Raw genomic sequence first — 26,647 nt, 5'->3', positions numbered from 1 at the left:
AACTATATTGACTGTAAAAACATAATGTAATCGTACATGTTATTTCTGCACCAATCTTTGACTTTAGTTTCAATCTTAGCTATTTCGTTTGGAGCTAAATGCTTTTGCCATATACCTGTTTTAGCGGAAGTAATATGGTTTATGTGTAACAAACTACCTTCATCATGATAATCGACCAGTGCTCTATGGTCGTCAGGATTCAGAGGGGTTTGCATTAATTGCTCTCGAAATTTTTTGATTCGGTTTTGTTGTTTTTCTAGTGTAAAAAGTGATGCTATGTTTTGATATTTATCTGCGTCAATGTCAATGCCAAGGTGCATAGCAATACGCTGAACTTCTTCTGCTATGTTTTGACAAATATTTTCATAGCGAGAAACAAGAACTCTTGGTAAACTTGTCCACTGTTTGTAATTATTTAGACAAGTTTGAATAAAGTCTTGCCCGTGCCAATTCCAAATAGCATCAAAAGATTTCTGTTGCTGCTGCATCATTGATACATAAACATCTCGAATATCTCTGAATGTATAGATACCTATTGCATTGTTTTGGTTAAACTCCTCGCCTATTGCATCTGTAAATTGGTGGACTTTGACAACTTTTAATTGTTGACAACTTTGATACGAATTACGTACCTCTGAAAAGCGTTGTGCATCTATCCATCCTACTTGCTGACCTATACGAGTCTCTTTAACAAGCTGACTGACGATTTGAAACTGCAGGGTTGAAGCAGAACGATACATTCCACAACAGAAAACCCACATATATTCTCCTTACAAATTATTGATGGGCGATCGCCAAAAGCATAAATTATCCTTTGATATTCCCAATAGGTGTAAAACGCACAACTCTTTTGCTAATTCCTGCTAATTCTGCAGCTTCAATTACTTCATCAACATCTTTATAAGCACCTCCAGCTTCTTCGGCTAAACCAGCCCACGAGGTACTGCGAACGTAAATACCCCGCGTTTGCATCTCTTTTTGCAGTTTTTCCCCACGAAATGTTTTTCGCGCCTTAGTTCGACTCATGGTGCGTCCACTTCCATGTGCCGTGCTAAAGAAACTTTGGGCGCCACTGGGTACGCCAACAAGTAAGTAAGATCCTGTTTCCATACTGCCACCGATAATCACTGGTTGACCGATCGGTTGGTACTTTGCAGGAAGACCGCTCATTCCTGGTGCAAATGCACGAGTTGCCCCTTTACGATGAACTAAAAGCGATCGCTCTATGCCATCGACAATATGATGTTCTAATTTAGCTGTATTATGCGCAACGTCATACACCATATGCATTCCCAACTCTTCGGCAGAACGCCCAAAAATTTCTGAGAAAACCTCGCGAATGCGGTGTAAAATCACTTGACGATTCGCAAACGACATATTTAAACCACACTTCATTGCCGAAAAGTACGCTTGTCCTTCTGGTGAATTAAATGGCGCACATGCTAACTCGCGGTCTAATATCTTAATGCCATACTTGCTTTCCATCACCTTGAGGAACACTTGCAAATAGTCTGTAGCAACTTGATGTCCAAAGCCACGACTTCCGCAGTGGAACATCACAACAACTTGATTTGGTTGTGTAATGCCCATTTTGGCTGCTAATTCGGTATCGAAAATATTCTCTTTCTTAGCAACTTGAATTTCTAAATAATGGTTTCCCGAACCTAAAGTTCCAATTTGATTAAAACCACGATCAATTGCTTTTTCACTAATTTTGGCAGCATCGGCACCAGCAATGCAGCCGTTTTCTTCTGTGAGTTCTAAATCTTCATCCCAACCATAGCCATGAGCAATGCACCAGTGCGCACCTTGTTCAACAACTTTGCGAAATTCATCTCGCGATATTTTGACGAAGCCAGTGCTTCCCACTCCAGCCGGAACTCGCTCATAAAGGCGATCGACAACTTTTTTAATATATGGTTTTACCTCATCGTATGTCAGATTTGTAACTACTAAGCGCATTCCACAGTTAATATCAAACCCAATGCCTCCCGGAGAAATAACACCGCCATTTTCTACATCCATTGCTGCAACTCCACCAATCGGGAAACCGTAGCCAAAGTGTCCATCTGGCATACACAAGGCATATTGAGTTATTCCTGGAAGTGTTGCTACATTAGTGACTTGGTCATAAACCGCGTCGTCCATTTCTTGAATTAATTTTTCCGTTCCATAAATACGTGCTGGAACGCGCATTCCTTCTTTATATGAAATTGGAATTTCCCAAATCGTATCTGAAATTTGTTTTAATGATTGAATATCAGCCATTTTTTAGCAAACAACTTGAAAAGTAATTTCAATGAAATTTATGTCTGAATATTACAGAACGTGAAAATTTATTGGCGATTTTAACTAAAGGTAGAGCAACAGTTTTATAATTACAGAACTCTTCTTTCAGAAGGTACATTCACGAAAAGAAAAGATATAGAGGTTTTACAACTATTTTAGGACTGCTAAAGTTATTACTAGCTTGCTCGCGAATGCAATATTAAATCTTATTGTGGTTCTTCGGTGGGGCGTTGTGTTGCAGGAGGATAATCAACAAATTCTTGCGTTCTTGTTGTATTGGTAGTAGCTCCTTCAGGTAGAAGTTCTTCTGGATCGACGGTTTTATCCGCTGCAATATCCATGACACCTTCAGCATTTGTATTAGGTTTGTCAGAAGTACCTTTACGATCGGCATGACCGCTAGACATATCTACCTCGCATGAGATAACTGAACACACATTCAGCTTAGGATCGAAAAATAGAGTGTATACCCTATCTAAGGGCTTAAATCCGATGGGCGCAATGCTCAAATACTTTTACTCGCCAACTACTGTTGCACCTACTTGGGCTGCTTGCCATAGCTTAAACAGTAAAAACTCAACAACATAATACAGATTAGTTACAAAGATACCTTCTTCCGTTTCGCTGTTGACTGCAAGCCAAGTTCCGTACAGGGAAACTTCGATATACTCTGCGTCACAAGCACACACTGTCATGATATCCTCGCCTAAGCGTTGTGCCTCGACTGCAAGTGAATTTAATCCTGGTAAATCAGCGGGTAATAAAAATGAAGCCGTGCTAGGTTCGACACTGACGTGCTGACCTACGCTCAGTGCCAAAATAACTCGGAATGCGACCCATTCCTCTAATGGTTGCGTTAAATGCTCTAAATCGAAGCCATTATTAAGATATGTTAGTTTCAGCATTGTGCTTTGAAGTTCCTCCTATTTCAGGTGGAAATGGCTCGGATCGCCAAAACTGCTCGGCAAAAGCCACTGTGGGATGCATCGGGGCTTTTGGTTTGGTGTGTAAGGGCATACTTGCTTCAATCGGAGTGCGATCGCTTTTGCGTTGGTTACACCGTTCGCAAGCTGTGACGACGTTATCCCAGGTGTGTAAACCACCTCTCGACACGGGAATGACATGATCGAGCGTCAAATGTTTATGGCTACCGCAGTATTGACAAGTATAGTTATCGCGCCGCAAGACTTCGCGTCGATTGACTGGTGGAACTTTCCAAATCCGTTCGACACTTGTGACGGTTAACCGAATATATGCTGGAACGACAAGCACCATACTCGGCGATCGCACCAACCAGCTTTCTTGAGTCAAATCGAGTGCTTCCGCTTTACCTGCAATCAACAATTGAATAGCGCGTCGTACATTGATTTTACTGATCGGCAGGTAATTTTTCGAAAATACAACCACCGATTGCTCTAATACTTGACTTGCGATCATGACAACTCGTCTCCTAATCTATATAAAAAACCCCCTCTTCTATACGCCAGAAGCGGGGGCTGGATAAAGACTTTGAATTCTATCTTGGTTTAGGTATAGCACGCCATCTATACCTCCCGCTTGGCTTCTTTGGTTTTAGTGCAGCCGGCAGCACATTATCAAGCAAATCTGCTAAATTTTCATATCTCTTTTCGCTAACTAGGTTATTTTCGCTTGTGTCGCGACTTGTGTGTTGTACAGCATTGCTAGCTTTCTCAATCTCTACTTCTATAGCTCCTAATTCCCAAAGGGTTGTTCTTTGAGGAAAAATTGCTGAAATCGAAGTAAAGTTTACAGTCACAGAATTTTCTCTTGCGTTAGGAGTAGTTTGCTTAATACCGATTAGCGCCTTGCCTCAAAACGACAAGTTGAACGCTAACGGTTAATCGAGTTACTTGAACATTACTTTAAACATACTACACTTGTATTACTAACCTGTCTAGATACTTCAGGAGAAAAAATGCATACACTGACACGTACCACAACGACGGAAATGGAAGTTACCAGCATCCGCTTGGAAAGAGAACTCAAAGAGCGATTAAAAGAACTTGCTGGAAATCAAGGTTATCAAGCATTAATCCGCGATATTCTGTGGAAATACGTACAGCATAAATCGGGCGATCGCATTCACCTGTCAACTGACATTCGTGCCAGTATTCCCGCTACAGCCCAGAAAGAAGAATACTGTGCCATTACAGGACAATTAATTCGACCACAAGAATCGATGCTGTTGGGGTTAACTACCTACGGAGATTTAGTTCCCTTGAGTATAAACAGCCTATCAAAGTAGCACCTTAGTGAAAATTTTTCAAGCTTTTCAGTAGCTTGTGGAGAGTAGCGGGTAACCTATTCTCGCTACCCTCAGATTTTTACGCAAAAACTGAAGTCTTCTGAGCGAAAAAACGGTAGCGTACAAGCTGTTTTTGCAACTTCTTCTTCATCAAAAAAAACTGCTTATAATCAGCGAATCTACTGATTCTATATAGCTACAAGCAGGATAATGTGGAGCAAGAAATCACCAATATTCGTGCTTATGAAGGCTTTTATATTTTTTCAAAATTCTATTATACAACTCTCGCTGAATTAGGGCATCTTAAGTGAAAAGGTATTAACCAGAAAGTGAGCAGTTATGTCCACTAGTCCTTGGGCAATATACAACAAAATACGGTCGAGCTTAGCAATTGGATGCTTCTTCAAGCATCGTTCTTTCCAACTATGCGACTACTACAACCAAGCATATCAAAGATGAAGCCGCTTTTATCGTCGACATCCCCTTGCCCAGGTGAAACTAATTGCTCGCCAAAATATTCGGTTAGATTGATGCAGCACCAGCAAGAATCCGCCCATCTGGGGTATCAAATCAATCAAATTATCTTAAATGCTTGTGATGACCAAACACGCCTACGCGAAATAGCACAGATCCTTGGAGAAGCTTTCCAGGTAGACTGGTGCACGATTATTGTTATGACATCACCGCAGCACACCTCTGCTCAAGCGGTGGGTCATTGGTGTGCGAATAGGGACATCACACTTCCCCTACAACCTTTATTGCTTTCGCTACAACAACTCACACTTGCATACGCAGAGTCTCAGAAGTTTGCATTTGATAATGTGCAGGCGACTCCCGCTCAGGAGTTAACTGTACAGTTGCCACTAGAGGTAGGAGCTATTTTGGGGGTTCCGCTATGGTACGACGGGAAAATCAGCGGAGTTGTCAGTTTTCTACGCGCACAGCCTCATTGTTGGAGTGAGGAAGAAATAGAAAGCGCCTTGGCTGTGGCGACATCTGTGGCGATCGCCATTGCTCAAATTACCCAAAATCGGTTGATCGCTTCTTTGCAGCAGCAAGTCGAGACTTCAGCGCAATATCAAACATTGATCAACCAGATAACAATGGCTAGCCGTAGTTCTTTAGACTTAAATCAAATTTTTCAGCTAGCACTCTCTCGCACAGCACAAGCACTCAAAATCGAGCGCGGCTTCATCATTACCCTAAAATACACCGATCTTCGCTTCAAAGTACGCCAGCAGCAGAATAAAGTACCTAAAGCAACAGCTACAGTTGCTTGCGAATGGCAGTGTTCTAACTCAGAAGTTAATAATTATATTCGTACCCGCCAATTTTCAATCTCTGAAAGTTGGTTATGTCAGCAAGCACTCCTCAACTTCCCTCAACCTATTGTTATTAACAACCAGGAAGATTTATCTCAACTTAACTTAGCGCAAGAAACTCATCCGATTTTTGATTTTCAAGCTTGGCCTGCTTTAGCCATGCTTCCGCTAGAAAATCAAGGCATGGTGTTGGGATTTATTGTACTACAACATTCTTGCCCTCATCCTTGGCAAGCTGATGAGCTAGCTTTACTCGAACTCGTCGGGACTCAAGTCAGTACGGCGATTATTCAAAGTCAGACTTTGCGGCAAGTGCAATCTTTAGTAGACGAACGCACAGCACAACTACAGCGCAGCCTAGAAGTCCAAGCTAAACTCTACGAAAAAACACGCCAGCAAATCGATCAGCTACGACAACTCAATCAGTTGAAAGACGAATTCGTAAGTACGATGAATCACGAACTGCGGACACCACTGACAAGCATGAGCCTCGCAATTCGGATGCTACGTCAACCGGGAATATCTGCAGAGCGACAAGCTAAGTATTTAGATATTCTAGAGCAGCAGTGTTCGCAAGAGATCAATCTGATCAACGATCTCCTGAAGCTCCAAGAACTCGAGTCGCATAAAGCACTTTTAAACGTAGAATCTGTTAATCTCACCGCGCAACTGCAGAATATAGCTCGTTCGTTTGAAGACAAATGGACGGAAAAAGGACTGACTTTTGTTGTCGATATGCCAAAAACGCCTTTAGTCTTACAAACGGATGCAGAAAGTTTGAATCGCATTCTTCAAGAACTATTGACGAATGCTGGTAAATATTCCGAACCTAACTCTAGGATTGATATTCAAGTCCGACACTACAACGATCAAATTGTTTTGCAAATTAAAAATCGCGGTTCTGGGATTTCAGCCGAAGACGTCGCGCATATCTTTGATAAATTTCGTCGCGGTAAGGGTGTAACTCAACAGGCGATTCAAGGCACTGGATTGGGTTTAGCTTTGGTAAAGTGTTTAGTACAACACATCAACGGTGCGATCGCTGTTTCTAGTACGACAAGTGATGGCAGTAGTGAAGTTTGTTTTAAACTTACGCTACCCTTAACTTTTGACCAAGCTCAAACTTAGTACAACTGTGACTCAAGACTACAACCCTAATTTAGAAGTAGAATTGTCTAATACCTCTGCAACGACTGCGCTGTTACAGGCAGTAGAAGTCCAAACTGAGCGCTTAGCTGAGCGATATCGCCGTATTTCTGCACGCATCCAAATTCCTCATGAAATCGAGCAAGTATGGCAAGTCCTCACCGACTATGAGACGTTAGCTGACTTTATCCCGAACCTGGCTCGCAGTCAGCGCCTTGAACATCCCACAGGTGGTATCCGCTTGGAACAAGTCGGCACTCAGCGTTTACTGAATTTCAATTTCTCTGCACGCGTCATCCTTGACTTAGAAGAGAAGTTTCCGCAAAAAATTGATTTTCAGATGGTTGAGGGTGACTTTAAGGATTTTTCTGGTAGCTGGTGCTTAGAGCCGTACTGTTTAGCCGAGCGCGTTGGAACAAATTTAGAATATATCGTTTGTGTTTTACCAAAGCGTACTATGCCTGTCTCGATTATAGAGCGCCGCCTTAGTAAAGATATGCAAATAAACTTAGTTGCTATTCGTCAGCGCGTAGCAGAAGTCTTTAGCTAACAACGTGAAAGGCAGGAGGTAAACTCTTTGAGCAAAGCTTTTTCTGACCCTCTTGCCTCTTAACTTTACCTCTACAAATCTCTTACGTATATGTAAGATAAATCAAGTACTGAATCACTTCTTAGTTGCTACAGTACCTTAACAGGTTGGTTTTATAATACCCCCAGGGGAATTCGAACCTCCTAGCAAGTCAGTAAAATCCCCGTGGTAACAGCATTAGAGAATTCTGAAGAAATTTGTGCCTAAAATCTGACTAAAAAGTACTAAGAGATTACCCTTGTTGACGTACCAGCAGCTTGCTCAACCGATGGTGCTTGAACATCTACGTATTGGCATAAGCTAGTAGGCTCAGGAATGACCTCACCATGCAGCAGCATTCCCTCCAAATGAAATGCGATCGCCTCTTGTATCTGCTCTAAAGTCTCCTCTACGGTTTGACCTGTCGCTACACATCCAGGTAAATCAGGAACGTAAGCCCCGTAGTTACTCTCTGCTTTTTCAATCACGATTGCGTATTTCATAACTTCAACCTTTTAATCCAGCTTGTCTCAAAATACTGTTGAGCAATCCAGGGGATAAATCATCAGATGGCTTTCCAGGTATCGTGACCGTCCCAGGCTTATTTGAATGGTGGTACTGTCGGTGACTACCTCTGGTACGTACTAGTACCCAACCATCAGCTTCTATCAGCTTGATGACCTCACGTACCTTCAACTACATATTCTCCTATCTTGAATATTGCCACAATATCACATTGTATAGATATTGTACAGAATCATTACTTGCCTTATTATGATAATGTACATAACCTATCAAGTAATTCATGTCTATGTCTGGTCGTGGTGGATCGCGTGAAGGGTCAGGTAGACCCTCACCCTGGAATCATAAAAAGACTGTTGCTATCCGAGTACCTGAATGTTTTGCCCAAGAGTTACTAAACTACGCAAGACGTTTGGATCGGGGTGATACTACTAACAATATAGATAACGTACACAATCAGAAAGTCCTAGATATGCTGAAGGAGACACTTAATTACCCAACCAATAATTTTGGGAAAGGTAAAACCATTATCAAGGAAGTAGTATCAATTATGGAAAATGTACAAAATCAATAGGCATCCTGTAATTTCTAATCAGTTTTAATCAAAAGTTGTCTGTGTGGAGCGAAGCACAACAACGCTGGGATACTCTTTCAAAACTATATAGTTTGCTAGCAGACTACTACGCGGTGCAAGTGTTGGTTAGAGCAAGTAGTCAAGCGCGAAAGCATAGCTTTGCATCCAGTTCCATAGCGTAAAAGAGCGCCTAAAATCAACTCGTTAGCATTTAGTGTGGGCATCCATTTATGGGCGGCAGCTGCAAGTGGTAAAAAGACCAAAAGTTGATTAGTAAACACTTAATTTGATGTTCTAGTGAGGTACGGGTATTAATACCCGTACCTTAAAATTTCTTGCGCCAACTGTATCTGTTATTTAGTGATGCAGGCTATTAATACACGCGAAACACTAACAACTAAAAGCCTTGCTGCTTAAGCCTTAAGCAGCGGTTGTGTGTTGAGTCACCCAAAACAAATTCTTGGGTAATTTCCACTTCTTGACGAGAACGCAAAAAAAAAAGTTTTTAGGCAAAAAAGGTTGGGACGGTTGGGACAAATCCGCGTAATGACCTATTTGCAGTACTCCTAGCTGTCCTAACCTCTTTAGAGGGGTAGGGACAAAATTATATATATAAAACTCTATAACCCATACTGTATATAGCTTATAGGCTGTCCCTACCTTTTTGTATACTTATGTTAAGGTTGGGACAAATGTGGTTTAGGGATGCAGCTTGGAGGTTGGGACAGCTAGAAAGCTTTCCCTAATTAACATTCAGCGTTTTACTCAATTTTTGTCCCAACCCTGTCCCAACCTTTTTAAGGGGGTTGGGACAGCTAGAAAGCTTTCTGGGAGAGCATTTCAAGGATTTGTCCCAACCGTCCCAACCTTTTTTGCCTAAAAACTTTTTTTTTATTAGGTTCTTATCCGCTACCGAGAAAATAAACTATTTTACTGTAATGGTTTGTGCCAAGGGTAAACCCGTTCGTTGTCAACCCGTGCCCGACTACCTTTTACCCAGCCCAACTTCCGCATAATGGCAGTCACTTCCATCAGGTCATTCTTTGTCTGTTTGTCTCGCTCAGGTTTAATTTTGGATAGAATGTCCGTTGCTATGACCATTCCTCCAGTCTTTTCAGCAGCTTCCAAGTATGCCTCAACAGTAGGTTGCCAAGGATGGGTATCTCTGTACTGCTCATTGTTTTGGTTAGCAATCTGTTCCTCTTGTTTGGTCAACCACCAACGTTCACCAGATTTGTAAGCAGCCATTGCAGCAGCCCAAAGCCGATCGCGTTCGGTTTTGAGTCTATGTAAATCAATGCGCTTAGGTTCTATAATCCAGAAACGGCGATCGCCTGTTTCATCGGTCAGAAACTCCTCTTTGTTTGTCGTACCTACAATTACGCTGGCTCTGGGAAAAAGAAGAATGTCTCTACGGTATGCAGGGCGAAACCGATCAATTCTCTGAGTTAAGAAATGCTTGATATCAGCAGCTTGTTTCTTGGAGAAGGCTTTTTCAATTTCTCCCCACTCCATCAGCACGCAGCGATGTAATTTCGCTAGCTCGTCTTTGTTAGTTACGTCTTTACCAAGGGAGTCGTCAAACCAGGACAGTTCGGGTAACAGTTCCCGAAAGAAAGAGCTTTTAAACGTTCCCTGCTCTCCTTTAAGAATTAAGCAAGTGTCAACTTGACAACCAGGCTGTATAACTCTAGCAACAATACTAATTAAGCAGCGCTTTAATAACAGCCCGTCAAATGCTTTTTCGGTTCCTAGATATCTTGCTGCTGCTTCATTAAGCAGAGCATCGTTTGCACCGTACAGTGCGTTAAACACGCTCTAGATATTCAGCAGCAGGACTGTAGCGGTTCTTTTCAGCCAAAGTCAAGATAATTTTACTGGCTGCATTGTCAGAGAGGTCAATATTGTATTTCAGGGCAAGGTCAATCTGAATTTGATCAATTGTTTTAGGTTCTCCTGCTATCTCAATTGCCTGAGCTAGAGTATTAAGCCTAATGTTATGACCAATTGCCGCTTCTACCTGCTCATACTTGACCGCTAGTTTAGCCTTTCTCTGTTGACTAGGACGGTTAGTGTCTAAGGTTGGCTTCATGAGTTTCTCTAACTCCTGGCGCTTATCACCAATTGCCCCCAAAATATCCTCACGGGTAGCACCGTCATCATTTATCCAGTCCGCAATATCTAACCCGCCTTTATCGGGTACTCGTTGCCATAGTGGGGAATTGGGGAGAACATAAAGCCATTTAGCAGCGGGGAAGTCAAGCGCTATGTCCTCACAATGCTTTAGTCCTGCTTTATCTCGGTCAGGACACAGAACCACGTTCGCGCCTGCCAAGTCGTCAAGATAGTTAGGATAACCGTAGTGCCTCCACTTAAGCGCGCCGCCAATAGAACACGTTGCTGCTATGCCCATTTTTAGCAGCAGGTCTACTTTGCCCTCACCCTCAACAATTAGGATGGGTTTACCCGTGGCGATCGCATCCTGATTAATCGGGTCTTGAATCTGATACAAATGAATTTCAGATTTTACTTGCTCATTTAATCCTTTAACCCACGTTGTACCGTTCCAATGTGATTGGTAGAAAGACTTGTTACCGTCACCCCTATCAGTGCGAGTAACTTTAACCAATGGTTGACCGTCAATGTTTTTGTAGATAAAGCTTTTTTTACTTTTAGGTCTAATTGGCTTCTGGGATGTCTCTTGCGGGAAGTATAGACCCCAAATATCTTTAGCTCCCCGATACACGTATTCTGAAACGCCAGCATCCTGATCTATGTAAGTGTGGCAAAATACTACTTCCGCATTCCAGTGGCAATCTTGGTCTTTAGTCCGTCCACAAATTGGACACGGGTTGTGCCGACCTGAATATGTATATTTTCCATTACCATTGGAATTGAGCTTAGATGCTGACTCATTTAAGCGAGCTTGTATATTTTGAAACTGTTTGTTGTTAGAATCTGGGTATAAGTTTTTGTCACGGCTCACTTTCTCCAAGGAGCCGTTTGTTTTTTTGTTCATAAAACCTCTTGCTTTTATTAGAAGTCAGTGTGTTAGTGCTTTGGATGCATACTTTAGGTTTTGTACATTATCACAACTATGTGAATTATGATTCTGTACAGTATCTATAAAGACTAGTAATTGATTCTGTACAGTATCTATAAAAACTAGTAATTGATTCTGTACAGTATCTTTTTTTGTGGTTCACTTTATTGTTCCGAGCTAAGGGATATACCGCGTTTCTCTAGATAGTCAGAAATTGCTTTACGTACTATCGTGCCAATACTGGTTTGTTCAATTTCAGCAACCCGCTTCAAAGCTTGATGTTGTTCGGGCTTGAGTTTGATTGGTGATAAAGTGCTAGGGTATTTTGGCATGTGATATAAATAATATCTTTAGTGATATTATAGTTATCAAAATCGATAGTATTATTAATAGCATGAAACTTGGCAAAGCGCTAAGGCTTGTTTTGGCCAGATGGAATATGAGTCACTATGCTCTCTCTAAAGCTTCTGGTGTTGGTCAATCAACTATTGGCAAGCTAATCAGAAATGAACTACAGTCATCAACTTGGGATGTTGTTGAGAGACTAGCAGAAGGCTTTGAAAAGGTTGACCCAATGGCTAAGGTTGCATTTCTCGGAGTGTTAACACTTCCTGATTCTGCTTATCATGGTGCATTGGATCATCCCGATGCTATGTTTACTGAACCCTACGATTCAATCAGTATTGAAGCGGTCAATATTCTCAAAGAACGAGGTTTTCTCAATCTTGAGGCTATTGAAAGGTCGGGCTTCAAAGTAGAGGGGAATGAATATTTTGAAAATATTTTAGGAGAATCACTCGCAAGTGAAATGTATCAAAGACGCAGGCAAGAGAGAGCAGAAGATGCCCAGAGGCGAGAGAGAAAGCGACCTATTAATCCAAATGATTATTAATGCTTGCTTTGAAAATCCTTTGAGGTATGACAATGGCACGAACACGTAACCCCAAAGATTGGATCGCCACCAGCGCAATGGCTGATACTCTGGGCTGCTCAGTAGATCATTTGTACCGATTGCGTGATATTGGAGAGTTAAAGAAAGGTACTCACTGGTACTGTCTCAATGAGAAAGCAGCGCGTCCTACTTACCGTTGGCACAGAAAGCGAGTAGAACAAGTTATGGGAATCAGTTAATGGCTGTTACTCTTGAAGGGCGGATCGCTCAAACCAATGGCAGGCTCAAAGCCGCAAACGTCGGTATCAGTATTGAACTAGATGGTAGTAGCTTATATCTGCGGGGAACGCTACCACCTAAACCAGGAACTAAGAATTCTCAACCTTACCAACAACGGGTATCTTTAAAGCGCTTGGGTATCCGTGCCAACCCAGCAGGAATTGCTGAGGCAGAGAAAGAAGCTCGGAAGATTAGTGCGCTGGTAGCACGTAAAGAATTTGACTGGCAGCCTTACTTATATGAGAAGTCACCTGAATCAATTTCAGTTTCAGAATATATAGAGCAATATAAAGTGCAGTTTTTTAATGAAGGTAAAAGTGAAACTTCATGGAAAACTGATTACTGGAAGATATTTAAGCGATTACCTCAAGATGTAACACTAAGTGTTGAGGTTTTAGAACAGGTAATTCTCTCAACCCCACCCAATACCAAAACCAGAAAGCGGGCTTGTATGGCGATCGCTGCCCTAGCTAAGTTTGCTCAAATAGACTACGACCCCTCAAACTTAGTTGGTGTCTATTCACCTAATCGGGTATCTCCCAGAGATTTACCTGACGATCTAACAATTGCTCAGTGGTGGTACAAAATTACTAATCCTGGTTGGCGGTGGGTCTATGGGATGATTGCAACCTATGGCTTAAGACCACATGAAGTTTTCAGACTTGACTTAGAGCGGCTGGCAAACGGCTCTAATATTGTGTCAGTTTTAGAAAATACTAAGACAGGAGCGCGGTTAGTTTGGGCTTGTTACCCAGAATGGTTTGATGAGTTTCAACTCCAAGATGTCAGACTACCCAACATTAGATTAGACCGACCCAATACCGCGATCGGGGAAAGCTGTAGTCACTACTTTGGAGACTTCAAGTTACCCTTCAAACTTTATGACATGAGACACCGTTGGGCAGTAAGGACATTGGAATTTGGGCTAGATATCAGCTTGGCAGCCCAACAAATGGGTCATAGCGTTCAGGTTCATTCAAATACCTACCATCACTGGATTACTGAAGATGTACATCAGAGAGCTTTCAATGTCCTTATGCTCAGACCAGAGCGTCCCAGACCGCCAAAACTTGATTAGAAATTTCCGACTAAAATCTGACTAAAAAACAGCAGGGATTAAGCGGTTATCAACGGCTATTAACGGTATTGTCCAAAAGTGACAATTCCCCAAAAGCAGTCAAGGAAGGCAATTTGAGCCTTCCTTTAATTACTTCAAAACGTGTTGATTTTATACCCCCAGGGGAATTCGAATCCCCGTCGCCTCCGTGAAAGGGAGGTGTCCTAGGCCTCTAGACGATGGGGGCGTCTGATTTGCACTTTTATTAGGATAGCTACCTCTTTTCAGTTTTGTCAATACCTTAACCAAATATTTTTGCTGACCGCGTTTATGTGGCGAACGCCGGTAGTGCTACTTGTCGGCAGTGTAGCGTTGTTCGCTCTAGACCAAATCAGAGGAATTCCGCAACCGCATCAGTTGACGGCGCATTTGGGGAGAAGCTTCTAGCTCGGAAATCTCCTGCGCTTCTACGTGCGCGTGTAGGGGTTCCATATACTCGTCAGCCCCGTTAGTAAATGCATCGATCAGCAACTCTAGTAAGTCTTCGCGATTGCGTAAAGCACATTTCTCTTCTATGAGGCGAAACTTGAGTTGAATGTTACACTCATAAACGCTGACTTCGACTTTGTTTTGTTGGGGTGTGATGGCGTCAGATTTCATATTTTTAAAAATTTTGATTTTTGTAGTAATTAAGTAGATAACTGTTAATTGAGCTTAAGCTAATTTTTAAACGTTTGTGTTTCAATCTGAACGGGAGATCTTAACGTATATATCTTTAACTTTTCTTTACATTGTGGATAAATCCGCGAAGGTAGGAGCAATGTGGTCAATCACTATTATTCAGCCTTTCAGATGAAATACAATAAAGTTTCTGTAAGGAGTTTGTGAGACTTTTCTAAGCTTTTGATTAATGACGGTTGGCGATGTTTATAAGTTTCAGTTGAGATATAAGTAATGTTTGGCTTACTTGTATTGATTGACACATGAACGTTCGAAAAGAGTAAAATTTAGGAAAATTTTTACAACCAGAAAAAGAACGCTGTACTTGCAAGTTAACTTTAGAAGAAAAACTGAAATTGAAAATGTATAATGTTAAAAATTTACTTACAAAGACGTCACGGAATGGCACGGAGACACTTATACTGAATTTTTACTTTGTTGCGATTAGTCAATTTAAAAACAAGCGTAAGACTACCTAGCATTGATTGGAGGAGACTACTCATGAGTAAAGTGATTCAAGGTAAAATTTTTGTTGTAGATGATAACATTGATACCGACCAGATTATTCCTGCCGAGTATTTGACGCTCGTTCCCTCAAAGCCTGATGAGTACGAGAAGTTAGGCAGCTATGCTTTAATTGGATTACCTGATAGGTACGGGAAATTTATTGCTCCAGGACAGATGAAGACTACCTATCCAATCATTGTGGCGGGAGAAAACTTCGGCTGTGGTTCTTCGCGCGAACACGCACCGATCGCATTAGGTGCATCAGGAGTAGAAGCTGTTGTCGCTCAATCGTATGCACGGATCTTCTTCCGGAACTGCGCAGCAACAGGCGAACTTTACCCTTGGGAATCAGTAGAACGTCTGTGCGATGAATTTCAAACGGGACAAGAAGTCACGATTGATTTTGACCAAAACCAAATTGTGAATCATGCGTTGAATAAGGTTTATGCACTCAAGCCTTTGGGTGAGGTCAGACCTGTAATTGATGCTGGCGGTATTTTTGCCTATGCGCGTCAAACAGGAATGATTTCGCGTTGAGCGATCGCGTTGAACTTGAAAAACTGATGCAGATTAAGTCTAGAATGAGTTCAGTGTGATTCCTTATGTTAAATCATCCACCTATGGAAGATCAGCTTCTTAAGTCCACAACTCGCCATATACGCATCTTTTCTGCTGAAGTTGACAAAGATGGTGAGTTAGTTCCTAGCAACCAAGTTCTCACGCTGGATGTAGACCCGGATAATGAATTCAACTGGAACGAAGATGCTCTTCAGCAGGTGTATCGTAAGTTTGATGAATTAGTCGAGTCTTATAGCGGTGCAGATTTAACTGATTATAATCTCCGCCGGATTGGCTCAGATTTAGAACATTTTATCCGCCATCTCTTACAAAGCGGTCAAATTAGCTACAATCTGCGCGGGCGCGTCGTTAACTACAGTATGGGTATCCCTCAAGTTGCCGCCACTGAAGAAAGTAAAAATTAGTTATCAATAACTGGATTTTTATAAAAAAATAAAATTAATATCCAGGGATAGCATTAAACCCCTGGACAGTTCTAATATTGCTGTATTGGTACATCTAGCTTTTGTATTAACACAGACCAAATGCTACCACCACTTACGCTCGCCGTCTTCATCAACGCGTGCTTGTCTGATAACATCTGAGATTTCTTCAGCATCTTTCACGTGATGTAGCGCTTTTTCCTCTCCGTCTGGCTCCTCTACAACAAAATAGGCAGGAACCTCGATATGATCGCCAGTAATATCAGGAGAGTCTACTGCGAGTTGCTGCGCTTTTTCTTCGATGGATTGAGGTTCATCGGAAATAACATCGCCAGGATTCACTGCCCGATGAGTATTTTTTTCTTGTTCGCTTGCCATAAATTTAAATGGTAATTTTACTGACTAATTTCTACAGATTAAAGAACACTAAGGGCGATCGCATCTTTCCAATGGCGTAATTTGATATTTTTATCAGCGTCGCGTTTCAGCTAACTTGAGGTTGTTATTTGTTAACTAATTATTCAGCACTGAGACTATTCATTACAATGACAGACTTTTGAGTTATTGCATTTATTTTGATTGAGTTGCCGAGCGTCAATGTCTGAAAAAAACACTACGTACAACTGTTGCTAAAGTATTTTTTTGGCAACGAGCCTGCTGTTCGTAAAAGCTACAATTGCCAAGTTCTGCTATGAAGCAGTATAGGTAACCCGCAGATTATTTTAAAATTGCGCTACAATCAATATTAAATATTACAAATTCGAATTTAATAACAGGCAGTTTGGTCAGTTATCGAAATAAATATTTACTTTTAAAAATAGACAACTATTCGATTAATAGATATATTGTTGAAAAACTAATATGTTTGGCTCTTAACCGATTAGCCGAAGGAAGGGAACCATGACAGGTAAAAATAGATCTCTTTCTAAGAGTAAGACGTTTAAACTTCACTCGATGTAAAGTCATCATTAAACATACTTACAATCAATTGCGAGTAGCAGAGTAGCAGCATTACGATAAGGGAACATTATTATAAAACTAGATAGTTTGGCTCAGAATAGCAAAAATTAACTTCATGGAATGCGTCTTAACAGCAGAGGAAACAACGAAACTTTTGCACAAAGTGCTCAATATGGCAACTTAGAAGCTAATCAGTTTGTACGATCTATGGCTGTACAAAATTCAATTCCTAATGGCTGATCGGTGCGAAAACTATGCAGAATGAAGCAGCAATGCTCCAGTGTCCAAACGAGTACTGCAAAGCTGTCAATGACGAACGCGACAAGTATTGCCAGCAATGCGGTACGTTTCTGCCAAAACGTTACCTATGGGCAGTAGGATCGGGCATCAAAGATTACCAAATTGGGGAAGTTATCGCGCAACGGTATTTACTCAAAAGCGAATACATCGTTCTTGACACAAAGCCAGGTTTGCCACTCGAAGCACAAGCGTGTGAAATTACAGCGAAAACAAAACCTTATTTAAGATTAATTCCTTACCGCCTCCAAGTTCCGCAAGTCTACGGATTTTTGCCAGGACGCGCTGATTGTGATGTTTTATTATTAGAAGCACCAATTTATGCAGAAGGAACGCCGTTGGCAGGACAGTTACTGCCAACACTCGCTGAAGCATGGCAAAGTGCAACATCACTGCGGCAGTTGAATTGGCTATGGCAAATCGCTCAACTATGGCAACCACTTAGTAGCGAAGGAGTTGCGTCGAGCTTACTCGACCTACAGCTAGTGCGAGTGGAAGGTTCCTTAGTGCGGCTATTACAACTGCGATCGCAACCACCACAACCGACAATTGCTGACTTAGGAAGGGTATGGCTAGAGTTAGTCAATCGAGCACAGCCAAGCATCGCGGAATTTCTCGTGCAGTTGTGCGATTCGATGCTTGCAGGCGATCTCAGTGCAGATTCATTGACAACAGCACTAGATCGAGGTCTGACCGAATTGGGGCGATCGCAAGTACGCAAAATAGTCATCAGTACCTTGACCGATACAGGACCCACGCGACAACGCAATGAAGATGCGTGCTATCCTCCGAGTGGAACTACCACAATGACATCAGCACCTGCAATAGCAATTGTCTGTGATGGAATTGGCGGTCATGAAGGAGGTAATGTTGCTTCGCAGCTTGCCATCGATACGCTACAACAAGTCAAGCAACTGCCGCTAAACGACATCTATTTAGACGCAACAACCCTCACGAGCGAGTTAGAACGCTTTGTCCGGATTGCCAACGATCGCATCAATCAACGCAACGATAACGAACAGCGCTTTGGTCGCCAACGCATGGGTACTACCCTAGTTATGGCAGTCGAACGCGCGCACGAAATGTATATTACGCACGTAGGCGATAGTCGTGCTTATTGGATTACCCGCACAGGCTGCCATCAATTGACATTAGACGATGATGTTGCTTCGCGCGAGGTTCGTTTAGGCTATTCGCTGTATCGTAATGCGTTAGAACAAGTCTCGTCAGGATCGCTTGTACAAGCACTAGGAACGAGTTCCTCAACAGCATTGCATCCAACCGTGCAGCGGTTTATTCTTGATGAAGATTGCATCTTTCTTCTTTGTTCGGATGGTTTAAGCGACTACGATCGCGTTGAAGAGTATTGGGATACGGTGCTTTTACCAGCAGTGAATGGCAGTCTTAAAGAAGCTGATGCCGTTACTCGATTAGTCGAAATTGGCAACTCTCAAAACGGACACGATAACGTTACGGTTGCACTCGTACGCTGTACAGTTAAATATTCTGAGCCAACCACACCACTAAATATCGCTTTACTCCAAGAATCTCAATTCGACGATCGCCAGCATGCAGCGATCGCATCACACCGCGATTTAAATCAACAAGAATGCCCCGATCCTTCAAGTCGTAAAACAGTTTTGCTACCAGCGCAACGCTCAAACTCGCGTCGTTTGCTACCAATTTTACTAGGAACGATTTTGTTATTAAGCGTCGGTGGCGGATTGCTTGCTTATTTTTTACCACAATTTCATCGCCGACAGCCGCTGAATAATCCGACAACCTTGCCATCACCACTCGCATCACCTAGCCCAACACCAGCGACACTAACCGTTGGGACTTTAGTTCAGATCAATCGCCAAATTAATCTTGAGCAAAATCCAAATGCAATCGCAACAAATGTTACGTCACAATCTCAACTCGCGCAAGTTCCAACAAATGGCATCTTGAAAGTTACCGGCAAAAAAGAAAATCTTCAGCAGGGTGACTTACTAAGACTAAAATTTCTTTGTGCGATCAATCCTCCAGATAACTTCAATGCAACGGCACAAATACAACTAGGACAAGAAGGCTGGATTGAGCAAGCCAACTTGCTACCAAATATCGAAAAAACGCTAGGACAAACAAAAAGCAACTCTTGTCCAATTTCAACCGAATCACTACCAACTTCAACATCTCCGCTCAACAGTCCTCTCCCGTCTCCTCATACAGGTAGCGAAAATTAGGAAAAACGGTTACTCAGCTTTTAGCATTTTGTTTTTTTATGAAAGAATTCTCATTTTGATACGCTGTTTTGATCTGCCGAATGGTCGCGAAAATCCATCATCAGGAAGTACCTTTCATAGCTAAAATGTAGTTAAAGTTTGAGAGTTTCCCAGGCATTCTTTTGGGTTTACAATCAAAGCGCGAAAATTTTTGAAGACAAGTGCTAGCACAACTTTTCTAGTTACGGAAATAGCAGCAAAGCAGGTGTAGCTACTCATACCAGCGTTTTTCTGTCAGCGTATTTCAGGAGTTTGACCATGGCACAAGAATTCAATCGGGCGCAAGACGGTAGTACATCACCTCCTTCACCAGCGCAATTGGACTTATTAGCAGCACTTTTATCATCAGAAGATGCTACCTACCCATGGAATCCTGCCGATCCAGAAGCAGATATTTATTTTGAGCAACAAGATGCACTTGTATCCGAAGTGGCGTCAGTAGAATCGCCAGCGCAATCGCAACACTTCTATTCAAAGCTTACCGAATTGTGGTCTGCGGTAACGCCAAGTAAGAAGAACTCGTCTTCTGACGTTGATTGTCTTCCTGACTGGCAACATGACTTTGCCAACTATATACCTCATGCTTGGCTTGAAGCGATCGCCGATCGGGCAAAACAAGTTTTCCCGGCACCAAATTCACTGACAGAAAAATTAGTACAATGCGTTCGTGGGTTACTCCCAAATTTCGTAGAAGCAGACTTGCTAACTCTAGCACGTCCTTTCGCGCAACCAGTCTGTAGTGCTAAGCAAGAATCGCAAGCGGCGATCAGTCGCCTTCATCGCCATCACTGGGATGATTTATCGGACATCGAACAAGCCAAAGCAAGTTTGGCAGTCGCGCGATACGCTTTAGCCCAAATCACTGTAACAGATACTCCTCACTACAACGGGCATCAACATAACGAAATGATTTAAATCTTCGCTGCACATTCTACGGTCGTTTGCCAAACCGAGTCGCAAAGTTCTGCGATCGCGTCGGCGAGAGGACGCGTGCTTTTAAGATAGCAGCAGCTAAAAACGCGTAAGATACGACGCCAACAACGGCTAAAAGCAAACCGCTCAAAAGTCCCGTAGCATTCCACAAAGCATGAAGCACCGCAGCACTAAAATATCCTATTGCTAAAATTTGCCATCGCTGACGCGACTTCAACACGCTCAAACCGATAAAATAACCAAAATACCCACTATATGCCATGTGTCCGGCTACAGAGCCTAAGATGCGAGGAATCAATAGTTGAAAACCGAGCAGTTGACCGACCCCAATTCCACCTTGAATAGCCGCACCGCGAGTAATTTCTGGTACATACTGCCTCAGTGTTTCTACCAAGGTGAAACTCATGGCTGAAGCCGTTCCGAGCAAAATTCCATCTAAAGGTTCTGCAATACCGATGCGTTCTCGCCAAGGCGAGTTTAGACGCTGCCCGATCAAATACGCACAAAATACAGGTAACGCCTTGAGCAATTCCTCCATCAACCCAGCGCCAAAAAACATCCGCATGAGTAATTCAGGGAAGCTGAGAGAGTCAGCTGTCAGTGGAATTTGACCAGGAAGTAATCCGCGAAACACGAAAATAAATAACGGTAAAATTGGACTGAGCAACATCAGGAAAGAAGCGATCGCAACTCCCAAAATTGCCCACCAAGGTTTGGGCTTGCCACACAGTTGATATACAAAGTAATACGCCGCACCAGCAAGATAAATTGCGACAAGTATTTGATTAAAGTATGCCGTCTCAGGGCGACCTACAGTGGCAAACATCAAAACCACAAAGATCACTGTTAGGACTCCTGGAATCAGATACGCCTTGCTTGTCAAGTCTTTTGCTGTTGCTGCGATGGGAAATAACTGAGTAAAGCTCACGGCGCGCTCTGAAAATTTGGAAGTCCCAATTAGGTGAGATGTTGCATTTGGTGCAGATTGTTGAGTAACTGCGTGATGTGTTGTATACTCAAAGACAAACTCCGCGCCGTTGCATCCAAGTGTAATGCGATCGCCTGCGCGTAGCTCTTGACATTGCGCTATCCGTTGCCCATTGACATACGTGCCATTTGCGCTATTTAAGTCACAGACAAGCCAACGCTGACCAATTCCACTCGTTAACATCGGTCGAAAAACTGCATGGCGACGCGAAACTGTGCCATAAATACTAGAATCTAGGACGATTTGGCAACTAGAATCGCGTCCCACAATTACCTCTTGAGTTCGAGAAAGGGGGTAGCGGCGAACAATATTAGTTTCCCCTGCACTCGTAGAAGGTAATTGCTGCAAAAATCCCTCAGCGTTATTTTGTCCGGTCATGGGTTAAAATACTGTGTTGGCAACAGCATACAGCAGTTAGTCCTCGCTGCGATAGAGGTTGCCATGACTTCGTTGCACAAGTAGCGAGTCTATGCCTACTGGTAAAATACCTAGGGCAGCAACAGGTAGAAGTATCAATTTGCTACCCGATCGCCCTAAATTTCTACTCACTTATTCGCCGCTTTGGCATCGCGTACCGCTGCATAAAAGAGAAAGCCAGTTAGGGGAATGCTAATTGCCAGAATAACGCTAGTAGCGGTTACTCCCAAATCTGGTTGTCCAGAAGAAAGTTCAAACACCGAACCGACTGCGGCGATCGCTGCTACGCACGAGCCACCGAGGAACAGCCCGCTTTTGGGCGTCATTGTTGTCATTTTGTAATTTTCCTAAGCGATTGGTTTTACAGCTTTTGCCGAGAAGCCATGCTTTGATAGCTCAGCATTCAGTGCGATTTGATTTTCTACTCGATCTACAAATAGTATCCCATTGAGGTGATCGATTTCGTGTTGAATGCAACGCGCAAGTAATTCGTTTGCTTTTAATGTCTGCGGACGTCCGTTTTCATCTTTATAGCTAATTTCGACAACTTGCGGACGCACAACGTCTAAATATACACCAGGAATACTCAGACATCCTTCTTGCATGACACACAATTCTCGGCTGACTTGTTTAATTGCTGGATTAACTAAAATCAGCGGTGGATTAGCTGGATTGTCTGGTTCGCAATCGATGACAATCACTTGTTTTTGAACTGCAACTTGTGGCGCGGCTAAACCAATGCCATCAGCACTGTACATCGTTTGCAGCATTTCTTTAGCAAGGAGGCGTAGTTCTCGATCGACTTTCGCAACCCGCTTAGCTGGCTGGCGCAAAGCGCGGTCGCCTAAGTAGCGAATATCAAGCGGAGGGTTTTTTAACTTTTGTTTTTCAACAACAACTTCCGAAGGCATGGAATTATGACTCGCTTTATCCCGTTAACTTTCTCCTTTTCATTTTATCAAGCCTCGATTCTCTCAATTCGCGCTTGTTCTACAATTGAATGTCTTTTGAAGAATAAGATTTTTTTATCAAGTTCTTTGCCTTAGAAAATTGAGTGATAGCAAATTAATTTTAGAGCTTACGATAGCAAGCCACTACTAGAGCGCAGAATTTAGCTACATCTAGAAACAGGTATACGTCATGTGTTAATGACACCTTTCTCGAAATTCTGAGATTATGCAGTGAGATGGCCGCCAAAGATAACATGGAGGAGAAGACATTACCAAATTTAAGTATGCGATCGCAGTGGGAATGTTTATTACAAAATGTTGGCGAATGGCAAGGGTCATTTACGCGTTTCTCACCGAAAGGGGAGTTACTCGAAGATACTCCTACCGTTGTTTCCTTAGAGGGGATCGACAATAATCAAACAATGCGCCAAATTATTCGGCGTACTTTACCCAATCAAACTGTAGACGAGAAAGTTTTACAATACAGCACGTTAGGAAAGCAGATTTTGTTTTTTGAAAATGGTGCTTTCTCCCAAGGCTCGATTCAACTTGCTCCTTATTCTGAGTTTGGTGCGGAACACGGATTAATTGCAGGCGATCGCCGTCTACGTTTAGTACAGTTGTTTGATAAAACTGGCAAGCTTGACCGAATTACGCTGATTCGCGAGAAACTTCCTCGTAGCACAACACCAGAACGCCCTGCGTTGCAAGTTGCAGATTTAGTTGGAGAATGGCAAGGAGAAGCTGTAACGCGCTATCTCGATGGACGAGCCGTCGATACTTATCCAACAAAGCTACGGGTAGAAAAAACTAACGATACGCAACTTGTGCAACACCTCAGCATTATGCAGCAAGGTTCCCACCATACTATTAGCTCAACAGGAAGAATCATAGGTTCAGTTTTATCGTTTGAAACAGGTTCGCAATGGAATCAAGTGTTATTACTTCCTGACGGTGCTTCTGCTGCTTCACCACAACACGTCCGAGTTGGACAAGCCTTTTTTTTAGAACTCGGTTGGCTAATTCAATCTAATATGCGTCAAAGAATTATCCGTCGCTATAACGAAAAAGGTGAATGGACCAGCTTAACGTTAGTGACAGAGACGAAAGTCGGTTAGCGAAAACGTCTGCTTGTTAAAGGTGTAGCCGATAGCCGCATCCGAGTAAAGACAATTGGTGCAAATAGTAAAGTCCACAATGCAGCCAAAAAGAATGCTAAAGCTTCCAGCGCAAGTCGATCGTCGTCAAGCAATAGCGGGATAAGCAAAAGTGGAATTAAGATACCGAGTCCAATCAATAGCTTGAGTGCTAGCCTTGTATGTGCAAGCGGTGCAGGCGAGTATCGCAGGTAACGATATTCGATTAAACCTCCAACAATAAAACCCGCAACCGTTCCCATCACGTGCCAAACTCTTGCTGAATCTCCCGCAAAAGGAATTGCAACAAGAACAACAGCGAAGATTAAACCTCCCCAAAATTGAAAAAACCGAAACGATCGCGCTGCGAAAAAGTCCTCAAGTGCTGGTAGTATCCGCAAGTAAGCAACGATCAGCACCACAGCAATCAATGCGCCACCAATAATATCTCCTAGATAATGCACGCCAAAGTACAAGCGAGCCAGCATCACACCAGCAACCGCGATCGCTGCGCTCAATTTTGGCATCCAATTTAAGGTAGCCAACATTCCCCACATAGAGGTAGCAAGTGCAGTGTGTCCGCTAGGAAATGATGATGTAAATTCATCTTTCCAGACAATAATGCGCGGATCTTCTGGGCGCGGTAGCCCGATTAAAGTGCCAATCGTTAAGTCAATTGTCATTGAAAAGACAACGATACCAACTAAACTGTAGGCAAGTCGGCGACCAGAAAGCCAAAATGTCAACGCTGTTAGTAATACTACACCTTGAGTATCGCCGAGGTAGCTAAATAGCTCAAATACCCAGTACCAGTTAGGGCTGAAAACCTCTTGTATTCTAACAATAAGGTCAGTTCCCCATAACAAGTCTCCAACCGAACCAAATGTTGCAATTAACACTTTTTTGTCAGTAGCAAATCGCTAATGTATAGCAATTATCCAACGTTTGCTACAAAAGTGGTAACTAAAATAAAGAACACTGTCGCTGGAGTGCTTGCGCCAACAGAGATCGATACTCGCGTTGATTAACTCGATACGCGCCAAATCGTTCGAGATGAGGATTCATCATCTGCGCATCAAAAAAAACAAAAGCGCGCTCGCGTAATCTTTCTACTAACTTTACGAGTGCCACTTTTGAGCCATCGGAGATGCGGTAAAACATTGATTCTCCAATAAAAGCTCCTCCAATAACAATTCCTAAAACTCCTCCTGCTAATTCATCGCCTTGCCATGTTTCAAAGCTATAAGCCCAACCTGATTGGTAAAGTTGCCAATAAATTTCCTGCAATTCTGGAGAAATCCAAGTTGGTTCTCGATTCGCACACCCAGCCACTACACCTGCGAAATCACGATTCACTGCAACAGCAAAGCGTCCAGAGTTGAGCACGCGTCTTAGCGACTTGGGATAACAAAAGCGTTCATCTAAAGGGATAAGCGTGCGATCGCGACTCGTGTACCACCCCAAGACATTCGCGTCATCAGCCATCAGAAAATAGCCTTGCGCGTAACCTTGAACGATTGCAGAAATATCATATTTCATGAAGCCTTAGCAGCAAGCTAGCTTTTACTAACATAAATGGATATACTTAAACATCGCACATTCTAGGTGAAATAGTGCATCTGTACTCTTATCCAGTTAGCTATCAGTAACTTGGCGTTACATTAAAAGCCGAAGCATTTGATATTACTTTAGAATCTAAATAATGCTTGATTAAGTCGCGAGCTATTACTGAGAAGCCGAGCGTTATCATGTCAGAGCCAATTCCACCGATTACTTTGCCTCCAGCAGAAAACCCGCAAATCGAAGGCGAGTGGTTGCAACACGTTTTGCAGCGGTGGCTTGATGAAGAATTTCTGCCAGAACCAGTGAATCAGCAGATTGCGCAACGCGCAGCCCAAATTTTCATGCGGCAAAGAATGGAAGGCGAAAACGACTTGGGATCGCTGGTACTTGCAATCGTGACTGAGATGCAAGCTTTTGATTTTTCGCAAAGCTTTTATGGCGAATTTGCGATCGCCAACGCAGTTAGCGATTTACTTTTAGATAGTTTGGGTATCGATCGCTGTTGCGGTCAATGAAGAAGAGGTCGGGAACTGGGGGTCAGAGATCAGGGGTTAAGAGTAGTTTTTGACCTTTAACCTGTCTCTCACTTCGTCATTCCCCTGTGCTATTACCAGCTAGATTTGACAACTCCAGGAAGTAGTCCTTGGTGTGCCCATTCGCGCAGTACGTGGCGAGATAAACCGAAATCCCGATAGACTCCTCTCGGACGTCCTGTAACCCAGCAGCGGTTGTGCAGGCGTGTCGGAGCACTATTGCGTGGTAGCTTTTGAATTTGGCGATGAATTTCTAACTTCTCGCGTTGCGAAGTTGCTTGTTCAAATTGCTCAAGCAATGCTTCCCGCTTTTGCGCATACTTTGCTACAAGTTTTTGGCGCTTTTTCTCGCGCTCTATCATACTTTTTTTAGCCATGTATAGTTTCCTGAATTAAAGACAGCATTCTCTATTTTAACTT

The 26,647-nt window shown here is 42.7% G+C and carries 31 protein-coding genes and 1 tRNA gene; 13 read left to right on the top strand and 19 right to left on the bottom strand.

Annotated features, from left to right (window positions below; genetic code table 11):
• Positions 1-2: 2 nt before the first annotated feature.
• From B1A85_RS12795 to B1A85_RS12775, 5 genes are all read right to left on the bottom strand, one after another.
• Positions 3-740 carry a sulfotransferase domain-containing protein gene (locus B1A85_RS12795; RefSeq protein ID WP_210404414.1) on the bottom strand — a complete coding sequence of 246 codons (738 nt, stop codon included), beginning with the start codon at positions 738-740 and terminating at the stop codon, positions 3-5.
• A gap of 67 nt (positions 741-807) precedes the next feature.
• Positions 808-2,268 (bottom strand): RtcB family protein, encoded by a 1,461-nt coding sequence (locus B1A85_RS12790; protein WP_104547283.1) that lies wholly within the window; start codon positions 2,266-2,268, stop codon positions 808-810.
• A gap of 227 nt (positions 2,269-2,495) precedes the next feature.
• On the bottom strand, positions 2,496-2,696 hold the full coding sequence (locus tag B1A85_RS12785) for a hypothetical protein (protein ID WP_104547282.1): 201 nt from the start codon (positions 2,694-2,696) through the stop codon (positions 2,496-2,498).
• 108 nt (positions 2,697-2,804) lie between these two features.
• The gene (locus tag B1A85_RS12780; protein WP_104547281.1) at positions 2,805-3,194 is read right to left on the bottom strand and encodes an alr0857 family protein; all 390 of its coding nucleotides are present in this window, start codon (positions 3,192-3,194) and stop codon (positions 2,805-2,807) included.
• Positions 3,172-3,726, bottom strand: a complete 555-nt coding sequence (locus B1A85_RS12775) for an HNH endonuclease (protein WP_104547280.1) — start codon at positions 3,724-3,726, stop codon at positions 3,172-3,174. The genes B1A85_RS12780 and B1A85_RS12775 overlap by 23 nt, the downstream gene beginning before the upstream one ends.
• Positions 3,727-4,225: 499 nt before the next feature.
• Between B1A85_RS12775 and B1A85_RS12765 the strand changes: the two genes are divergently transcribed.
• The 3 genes from B1A85_RS12765 to B1A85_RS12755 all read left to right on the top strand — a co-directional run bounded on the left by B1A85_RS12765 (position 4,226) and on the right by B1A85_RS12755 (position 7,573).
• Positions 4,226-4,555, top strand: a complete 330-nt coding sequence (locus B1A85_RS12765; RefSeq protein WP_104547278.1) for a hypothetical protein — start codon at positions 4,226-4,228, stop codon at positions 4,553-4,555.
• Between the two features lie 530 nt (positions 4,556-5,085).
• Positions 5,086-7,005 carry a GAF domain-containing sensor histidine kinase gene (locus tag B1A85_RS12760; RefSeq protein ID WP_168192394.1) on the top strand — a complete coding sequence of 640 codons (1,920 nt, stop codon included), beginning with the start codon at positions 5,086-5,088 and terminating at the stop codon, positions 7,003-7,005.
• A gap of 7 nt (positions 7,006-7,012) precedes the next feature.
• Positions 7,013-7,573 carry an SRPBCC family protein gene (locus tag B1A85_RS12755; RefSeq protein ID WP_210404413.1) on the top strand — a complete coding sequence of 187 codons (561 nt, stop codon included), beginning with the start codon at positions 7,013-7,015 and terminating at the stop codon, positions 7,571-7,573.
• 263 nt (positions 7,574-7,836) lie between these two features.
• Here the strand turns inward: B1A85_RS12755 and B1A85_RS12750 are convergent, their stop codons facing one another.
• On the bottom strand, positions 7,837-8,094 hold the full coding sequence (locus B1A85_RS12750) for a type II toxin-antitoxin system HicB family antitoxin (protein ID WP_104547275.1): 258 nt from the start codon (positions 8,092-8,094) through the stop codon (positions 7,837-7,839).
• 4 nt (positions 8,095-8,098) lie between these two features.
• Positions 8,099-8,287 (bottom strand): type II toxin-antitoxin system HicA family toxin, encoded by a 189-nt coding sequence (locus tag B1A85_RS12745; protein WP_104547274.1) that lies wholly within the window; start codon positions 8,285-8,287, stop codon positions 8,099-8,101.
• A 115-nt stretch (positions 8,288-8,402) separates the two neighbouring features.
• Between B1A85_RS12745 and B1A85_RS12740 the strand changes: the two genes are divergently transcribed.
• Positions 8,403-8,687, top strand: a complete 285-nt coding sequence (locus B1A85_RS12740; RefSeq protein ID WP_246841408.1) for a hypothetical protein — start codon at positions 8,403-8,405, stop codon at positions 8,685-8,687.
• Positions 8,688-9,617: 930 nt separating this feature from the next.
• Here B1A85_RS12740 and B1A85_RS12730 read toward each other — a convergent pair.
• The 3 genes from B1A85_RS12730 to B1A85_RS23925 all read right to left on the bottom strand — a co-directional run bounded on the left by B1A85_RS12730 (position 9,618) and on the right by B1A85_RS23925 (position 12,062).
• Positions 9,618-10,502: a virulence-associated E family protein gene (locus tag B1A85_RS12730; protein WP_104547271.1), complete on the bottom strand. Its 885-nt coding sequence runs from the start codon at positions 10,500-10,502 to the stop codon at positions 9,618-9,620.
• Positions 10,495-11,673 carry a hypothetical protein gene (locus B1A85_RS12725; RefSeq protein ID WP_146087173.1) on the bottom strand — a complete coding sequence of 393 codons (1,179 nt, stop codon included), beginning with the start codon at positions 11,671-11,673 and terminating at the stop codon, positions 10,495-10,497. The genes B1A85_RS12730 and B1A85_RS12725 overlap by 8 nt, the downstream gene beginning before the upstream one ends.
• 221 nt (positions 11,674-11,894) lie before the next feature.
• The gene (locus tag B1A85_RS23925) at positions 11,895-12,062 is read right to left on the bottom strand and encodes a hypothetical protein (RefSeq protein WP_168192393.1); all 168 of its coding nucleotides are present in this window, start codon (positions 12,060-12,062) and stop codon (positions 11,895-11,897) included.
• Between the two features lie 62 nt (positions 12,063-12,124).
• Here B1A85_RS23925 and B1A85_RS12720 point away from each other — a divergent pair, with 62 nt between their 5' ends.
• The 3 genes from B1A85_RS12720 to B1A85_RS12710 are packed head-to-tail and all read left to right on the top strand — an operon-like array spanning position 12,125 to position 13,979.
• Entirely contained in the window at positions 12,125-12,622 is a 498-nt protein-coding gene (locus B1A85_RS12720; RefSeq protein WP_104547269.1) for a helix-turn-helix transcriptional regulator, read from the top strand.
• Between the two features lie 32 nt (positions 12,623-12,654).
• Complete coding sequence (locus B1A85_RS12715) at positions 12,655-12,861, top strand: hypothetical protein (protein WP_104547268.1); 207 nt, start codon at positions 12,655-12,657, stop codon at positions 12,859-12,861.
• Complete coding sequence (locus B1A85_RS12710; protein WP_104547267.1) at positions 12,861-13,979, top strand: integrase; 1,119 nt, start codon at positions 12,861-12,863, stop codon at positions 13,977-13,979. The genes B1A85_RS12715 and B1A85_RS12710 overlap by 1 nt, the downstream gene beginning before the upstream one ends.
• Before the next feature lie 153 nt (positions 13,980-14,132).
• On the opposite strand, the gene B1A85_RS12705 is transcribed toward B1A85_RS12710, so the two are convergent.
• A tRNA-Glu gene (locus B1A85_RS12705) sits at positions 14,133-14,205 on the bottom strand.
• 134 nt (positions 14,206-14,339) lie between these two features.
• The gene (locus tag B1A85_RS12700; protein ID WP_104547266.1) at positions 14,340-14,618 is read right to left on the bottom strand and encodes an Npun_R1517 family heterocyst differentiation transcriptional regulator; all 279 of its coding nucleotides are present in this window, start codon (positions 14,616-14,618) and stop codon (positions 14,340-14,342) included.
• 561 nt (positions 14,619-15,179) lie between these two features.
• Between B1A85_RS12700 and B1A85_RS12695 the strand changes: the two genes are divergently transcribed.
• Positions 15,180-15,722, top strand: coding sequence for a 3-isopropylmalate dehydratase (locus B1A85_RS12695; protein WP_104547265.1), 543 nt, complete (start codon positions 15,180-15,182; stop codon positions 15,720-15,722).
• 83 nt (positions 15,723-15,805) lie between these two features.
• Complete coding sequence (locus B1A85_RS12690; protein ID WP_104547343.1) at positions 15,806-16,168, top strand: NAD(P)H-quinone oxidoreductase subunit M; 363 nt, start codon at positions 15,806-15,808, stop codon at positions 16,166-16,168.
• 123 nt (positions 16,169-16,291) lie between these two features.
• Here B1A85_RS12690 and B1A85_RS12685 read toward each other — a convergent pair whose 3' ends face one another.
• The gene (locus B1A85_RS12685; RefSeq protein ID WP_104547264.1) at positions 16,292-16,564 is read right to left on the bottom strand and encodes a hypothetical protein; all 273 of its coding nucleotides are present in this window, start codon (positions 16,562-16,564) and stop codon (positions 16,292-16,294) included.
• A gap of 836 nt (positions 16,565-17,400) precedes the next feature.
• On the opposite strand from B1A85_RS12685, the gene B1A85_RS12680 reads away from it, so the two are divergent.
• Both B1A85_RS12680 and B1A85_RS12675 read left to right on the top strand, forming a co-directional pair.
• Positions 17,401-19,668 carry a protein phosphatase 2C domain-containing protein gene (locus B1A85_RS12680; RefSeq protein ID WP_104547263.1) on the top strand — a complete coding sequence of 756 codons (2,268 nt, stop codon included), beginning with the start codon at positions 17,401-17,403 and terminating at the stop codon, positions 19,666-19,668.
• Between the two features lie 297 nt (positions 19,669-19,965).
• Positions 19,966-20,622 carry a hypothetical protein gene (locus B1A85_RS12675; RefSeq protein WP_104547262.1) on the top strand — a complete coding sequence of 219 codons (657 nt, stop codon included), beginning with the start codon at positions 19,966-19,968 and terminating at the stop codon, positions 20,620-20,622.
• Between the two features lie 16 nt (positions 20,623-20,638).
• Here the strand turns inward: B1A85_RS12675 and B1A85_RS12670 are convergent, their stop codons facing one another.
• From B1A85_RS12670 to def, 3 genes are all read right to left on the bottom strand, one after another.
• Positions 20,639-22,006, bottom strand: a complete 1,368-nt coding sequence (locus B1A85_RS12670; protein ID WP_104547261.1) for a PrsW family glutamic-type intramembrane protease — start codon at positions 22,004-22,006, stop codon at positions 20,639-20,641.
• Between the two features lie 167 nt (positions 22,007-22,173).
• Positions 22,174-22,380: a hypothetical protein gene (locus B1A85_RS12665; RefSeq protein ID WP_104547260.1), complete on the bottom strand. Its 207-nt coding sequence runs from the start codon at positions 22,378-22,380 to the stop codon at positions 22,174-22,176.
• 12 nt (positions 22,381-22,392) lie between these two features.
• A complete protein-coding gene (gene def / locus B1A85_RS12660; RefSeq protein ID WP_104547259.1) occupies positions 22,393-22,956 on the bottom strand; it encodes a peptide deformylase in 564 nt (187 codons plus the stop codon).
• 323 nt (positions 22,957-23,279) lie between these two features.
• Here def and B1A85_RS12655 point away from each other — a divergent pair, with 323 nt between their 5' ends.
• A complete protein-coding gene (locus B1A85_RS12655; RefSeq protein WP_104547258.1) occupies positions 23,280-24,113 on the top strand; it encodes a DUF3598 family protein in 834 nt (277 codons plus the stop codon).
• On the opposite strand, the gene B1A85_RS12650 is transcribed toward B1A85_RS12655, so the two are convergent.
• Together B1A85_RS12650 and aat are read right to left on the bottom strand one after the other, a co-directional pair.
• Positions 24,110-25,030: a phosphatase PAP2 family protein gene (locus tag B1A85_RS12650; RefSeq protein WP_104547257.1), complete on the bottom strand. Its 921-nt coding sequence runs from the start codon at positions 25,028-25,030 to the stop codon at positions 24,110-24,112. The genes B1A85_RS12655 and B1A85_RS12650 overlap by 4 nt on opposite strands.
• Positions 25,031-25,094: 64 nt before the next feature.
• Entirely contained in the window at positions 25,095-25,670 is a 576-nt protein-coding gene (aat, locus tag B1A85_RS12645; protein ID WP_104547256.1) for a leucyl/phenylalanyl-tRNA--protein transferase, read from the bottom strand.
• Positions 25,671-25,879: 209 nt separating this feature from the next.
• Here aat and B1A85_RS12640 point away from each other — a divergent pair, with 209 nt between their 5' ends.
• Complete coding sequence (locus B1A85_RS12640; RefSeq protein WP_104547255.1) at positions 25,880-26,209, top strand: hypothetical protein; 330 nt, start codon at positions 25,880-25,882, stop codon at positions 26,207-26,209.
• 92 nt (positions 26,210-26,301) lie between these two features.
• Here B1A85_RS12640 and rpsN read toward each other — a convergent pair whose 3' ends face one another.
• Entirely contained in the window at positions 26,302-26,604 is a 303-nt protein-coding gene (rpsN, locus tag B1A85_RS12635; protein WP_104547254.1) for a 30S ribosomal protein S14, read from the bottom strand.
• Between the last annotated feature and the right edge of the window lie 43 nt (positions 26,605-26,647).

Origin of the sequence: Chroococcidiopsis sp. TS-821 (genome assembly GCF_002939305.1) — a bacterium.
Lineage (GTDB): Bacteria > Cyanobacteriota > Cyanobacteriia > Cyanobacteriales > Chroococcidiopsidaceae > Chroogloeocystis.
This window is presented reverse-complemented; position numbering and strand designations above follow the sequence as displayed.

Excerpts from the sequence above, each read along its gene's own strand:
- B1A85_RS12665 (WP_104547260.1), bottom strand. The coding sequence starts at position 22,380 with ATGACAACAATGACGCCCAAAAGCGGGCTGTTCCTCGGTGGCTCGTGC.
- B1A85_RS12720 (WP_104547269.1), top strand. The coding sequence starts at position 12,125 with ATGAAACTTGGCAAAGCGCTAAGGCTTGTTTTGGCCAGATGGAATATG.
- B1A85_RS12680 (WP_104547263.1), top strand. The coding sequence starts at position 17,401 with ATGCAGAATGAAGCAGCAATGCTCCAGTGTCCAAACGAGTACTGCAAA.
- B1A85_RS12750 (WP_104547275.1), bottom strand. The coding sequence starts at position 8,094 with ATGAAATACGCAATCGTGATTGAAAAAGCAGAGAGTAACTACGGGGCT.
- B1A85_RS12740 (WP_246841408.1), top strand. The coding sequence starts at position 8,403 with ATGTCTGGTCGTGGTGGATCGCGTGAAGGGTCAGGTAGACCCTCACCC.
- B1A85_RS12690 (WP_104547343.1), top strand. The coding sequence starts at position 15,806 with ATGGAAGATCAGCTTCTTAAGTCCACAACTCGCCATATACGCATCTTT.
- B1A85_RS12640 (WP_104547255.1), top strand. The coding sequence starts at position 25,880 with ATGTCAGAGCCAATTCCACCGATTACTTTGCCTCCAGCAGAAAACCCG.
- def (WP_104547259.1), bottom strand. The coding sequence starts at position 22,956 with ATGCCTTCGGAAGTTGTTGTTGAAAAACAAAAGTTAAAAAACCCTCCG.
- B1A85_RS12685 (WP_104547264.1), bottom strand. The coding sequence starts at position 16,564 with ATGGCAAGCGAACAAGAAAAAAATACTCATCGGGCAGTGAATCCTGGC.
- rpsN (WP_104547254.1), bottom strand. The coding sequence starts at position 26,604 with ATGGCTAAAAAAAGTATGATAGAGCGCGAGAAAAAGCGCCAAAAACTT.
- B1A85_RS12715 (WP_104547268.1), top strand. The coding sequence starts at position 12,655 with ATGGCACGAACACGTAACCCCAAAGATTGGATCGCCACCAGCGCAATG.
- B1A85_RS12655 (WP_104547258.1), top strand. The coding sequence starts at position 23,280 with ATGCGATCGCAGTGGGAATGTTTATTACAAAATGTTGGCGAATGGCAA.
- B1A85_RS12710 (WP_104547267.1), top strand. The coding sequence starts at position 12,861 with ATGGCTGTTACTCTTGAAGGGCGGATCGCTCAAACCAATGGCAGGCTC.
- B1A85_RS12760 (WP_168192394.1), top strand. The coding sequence starts at position 5,086 with ATGCAGCACCAGCAAGAATCCGCCCATCTGGGGTATCAAATCAATCAA.
- B1A85_RS12675 (WP_104547262.1), top strand. The coding sequence starts at position 19,966 with ATGGCACAAGAATTCAATCGGGCGCAAGACGGTAGTACATCACCTCCT.
- B1A85_RS12700 (WP_104547266.1), bottom strand. The coding sequence starts at position 14,618 with ATGAAATCTGACGCCATCACACCCCAACAAAACAAAGTCGAAGTCAGC.
- B1A85_RS12780 (WP_104547281.1), bottom strand. The coding sequence starts at position 3,194 with ATGCTGAAACTAACATATCTTAATAATGGCTTCGATTTAGAGCATTTA.
- B1A85_RS23925 (WP_168192393.1), bottom strand. The coding sequence starts at position 12,062 with ATGCCAAAATACCCTAGCACTTTATCACCAATCAAACTCAAGCCCGAA.
- B1A85_RS12795 (WP_210404414.1), bottom strand. The coding sequence starts at position 740 with ATGTATCGTTCTGCTTCAACCCTGCAGTTTCAAATCGTCAGTCAGCTT.
- aat (WP_104547256.1), bottom strand. The coding sequence starts at position 25,670 with ATGAAATATGATATTTCTGCAATCGTTCAAGGTTACGCGCAAGGCTAT.
- B1A85_RS12785 (WP_104547282.1), bottom strand. The coding sequence starts at position 2,696 with ATGTCTAGCGGTCATGCCGATCGTAAAGGTACTTCTGACAAACCTAAT.
- B1A85_RS12790 (WP_104547283.1), bottom strand. The coding sequence starts at position 2,268 with ATGGCTGATATTCAATCATTAAAACAAATTTCAGATACGATTTGGGAA.
- B1A85_RS12670 (WP_104547261.1), bottom strand. The coding sequence starts at position 22,006 with ATGACCGGACAAAATAACGCTGAGGGATTTTTGCAGCAATTACCTTCT.
- B1A85_RS12695 (WP_104547265.1), top strand. The coding sequence starts at position 15,180 with ATGAGTAAAGTGATTCAAGGTAAAATTTTTGTTGTAGATGATAACATT.
- B1A85_RS12765 (WP_104547278.1), top strand. The coding sequence starts at position 4,226 with ATGCATACACTGACACGTACCACAACGACGGAAATGGAAGTTACCAGC.
- B1A85_RS12775 (WP_104547280.1), bottom strand. The coding sequence starts at position 3,726 with ATGATCGCAAGTCAAGTATTAGAGCAATCGGTGGTTGTATTTTCGAAA.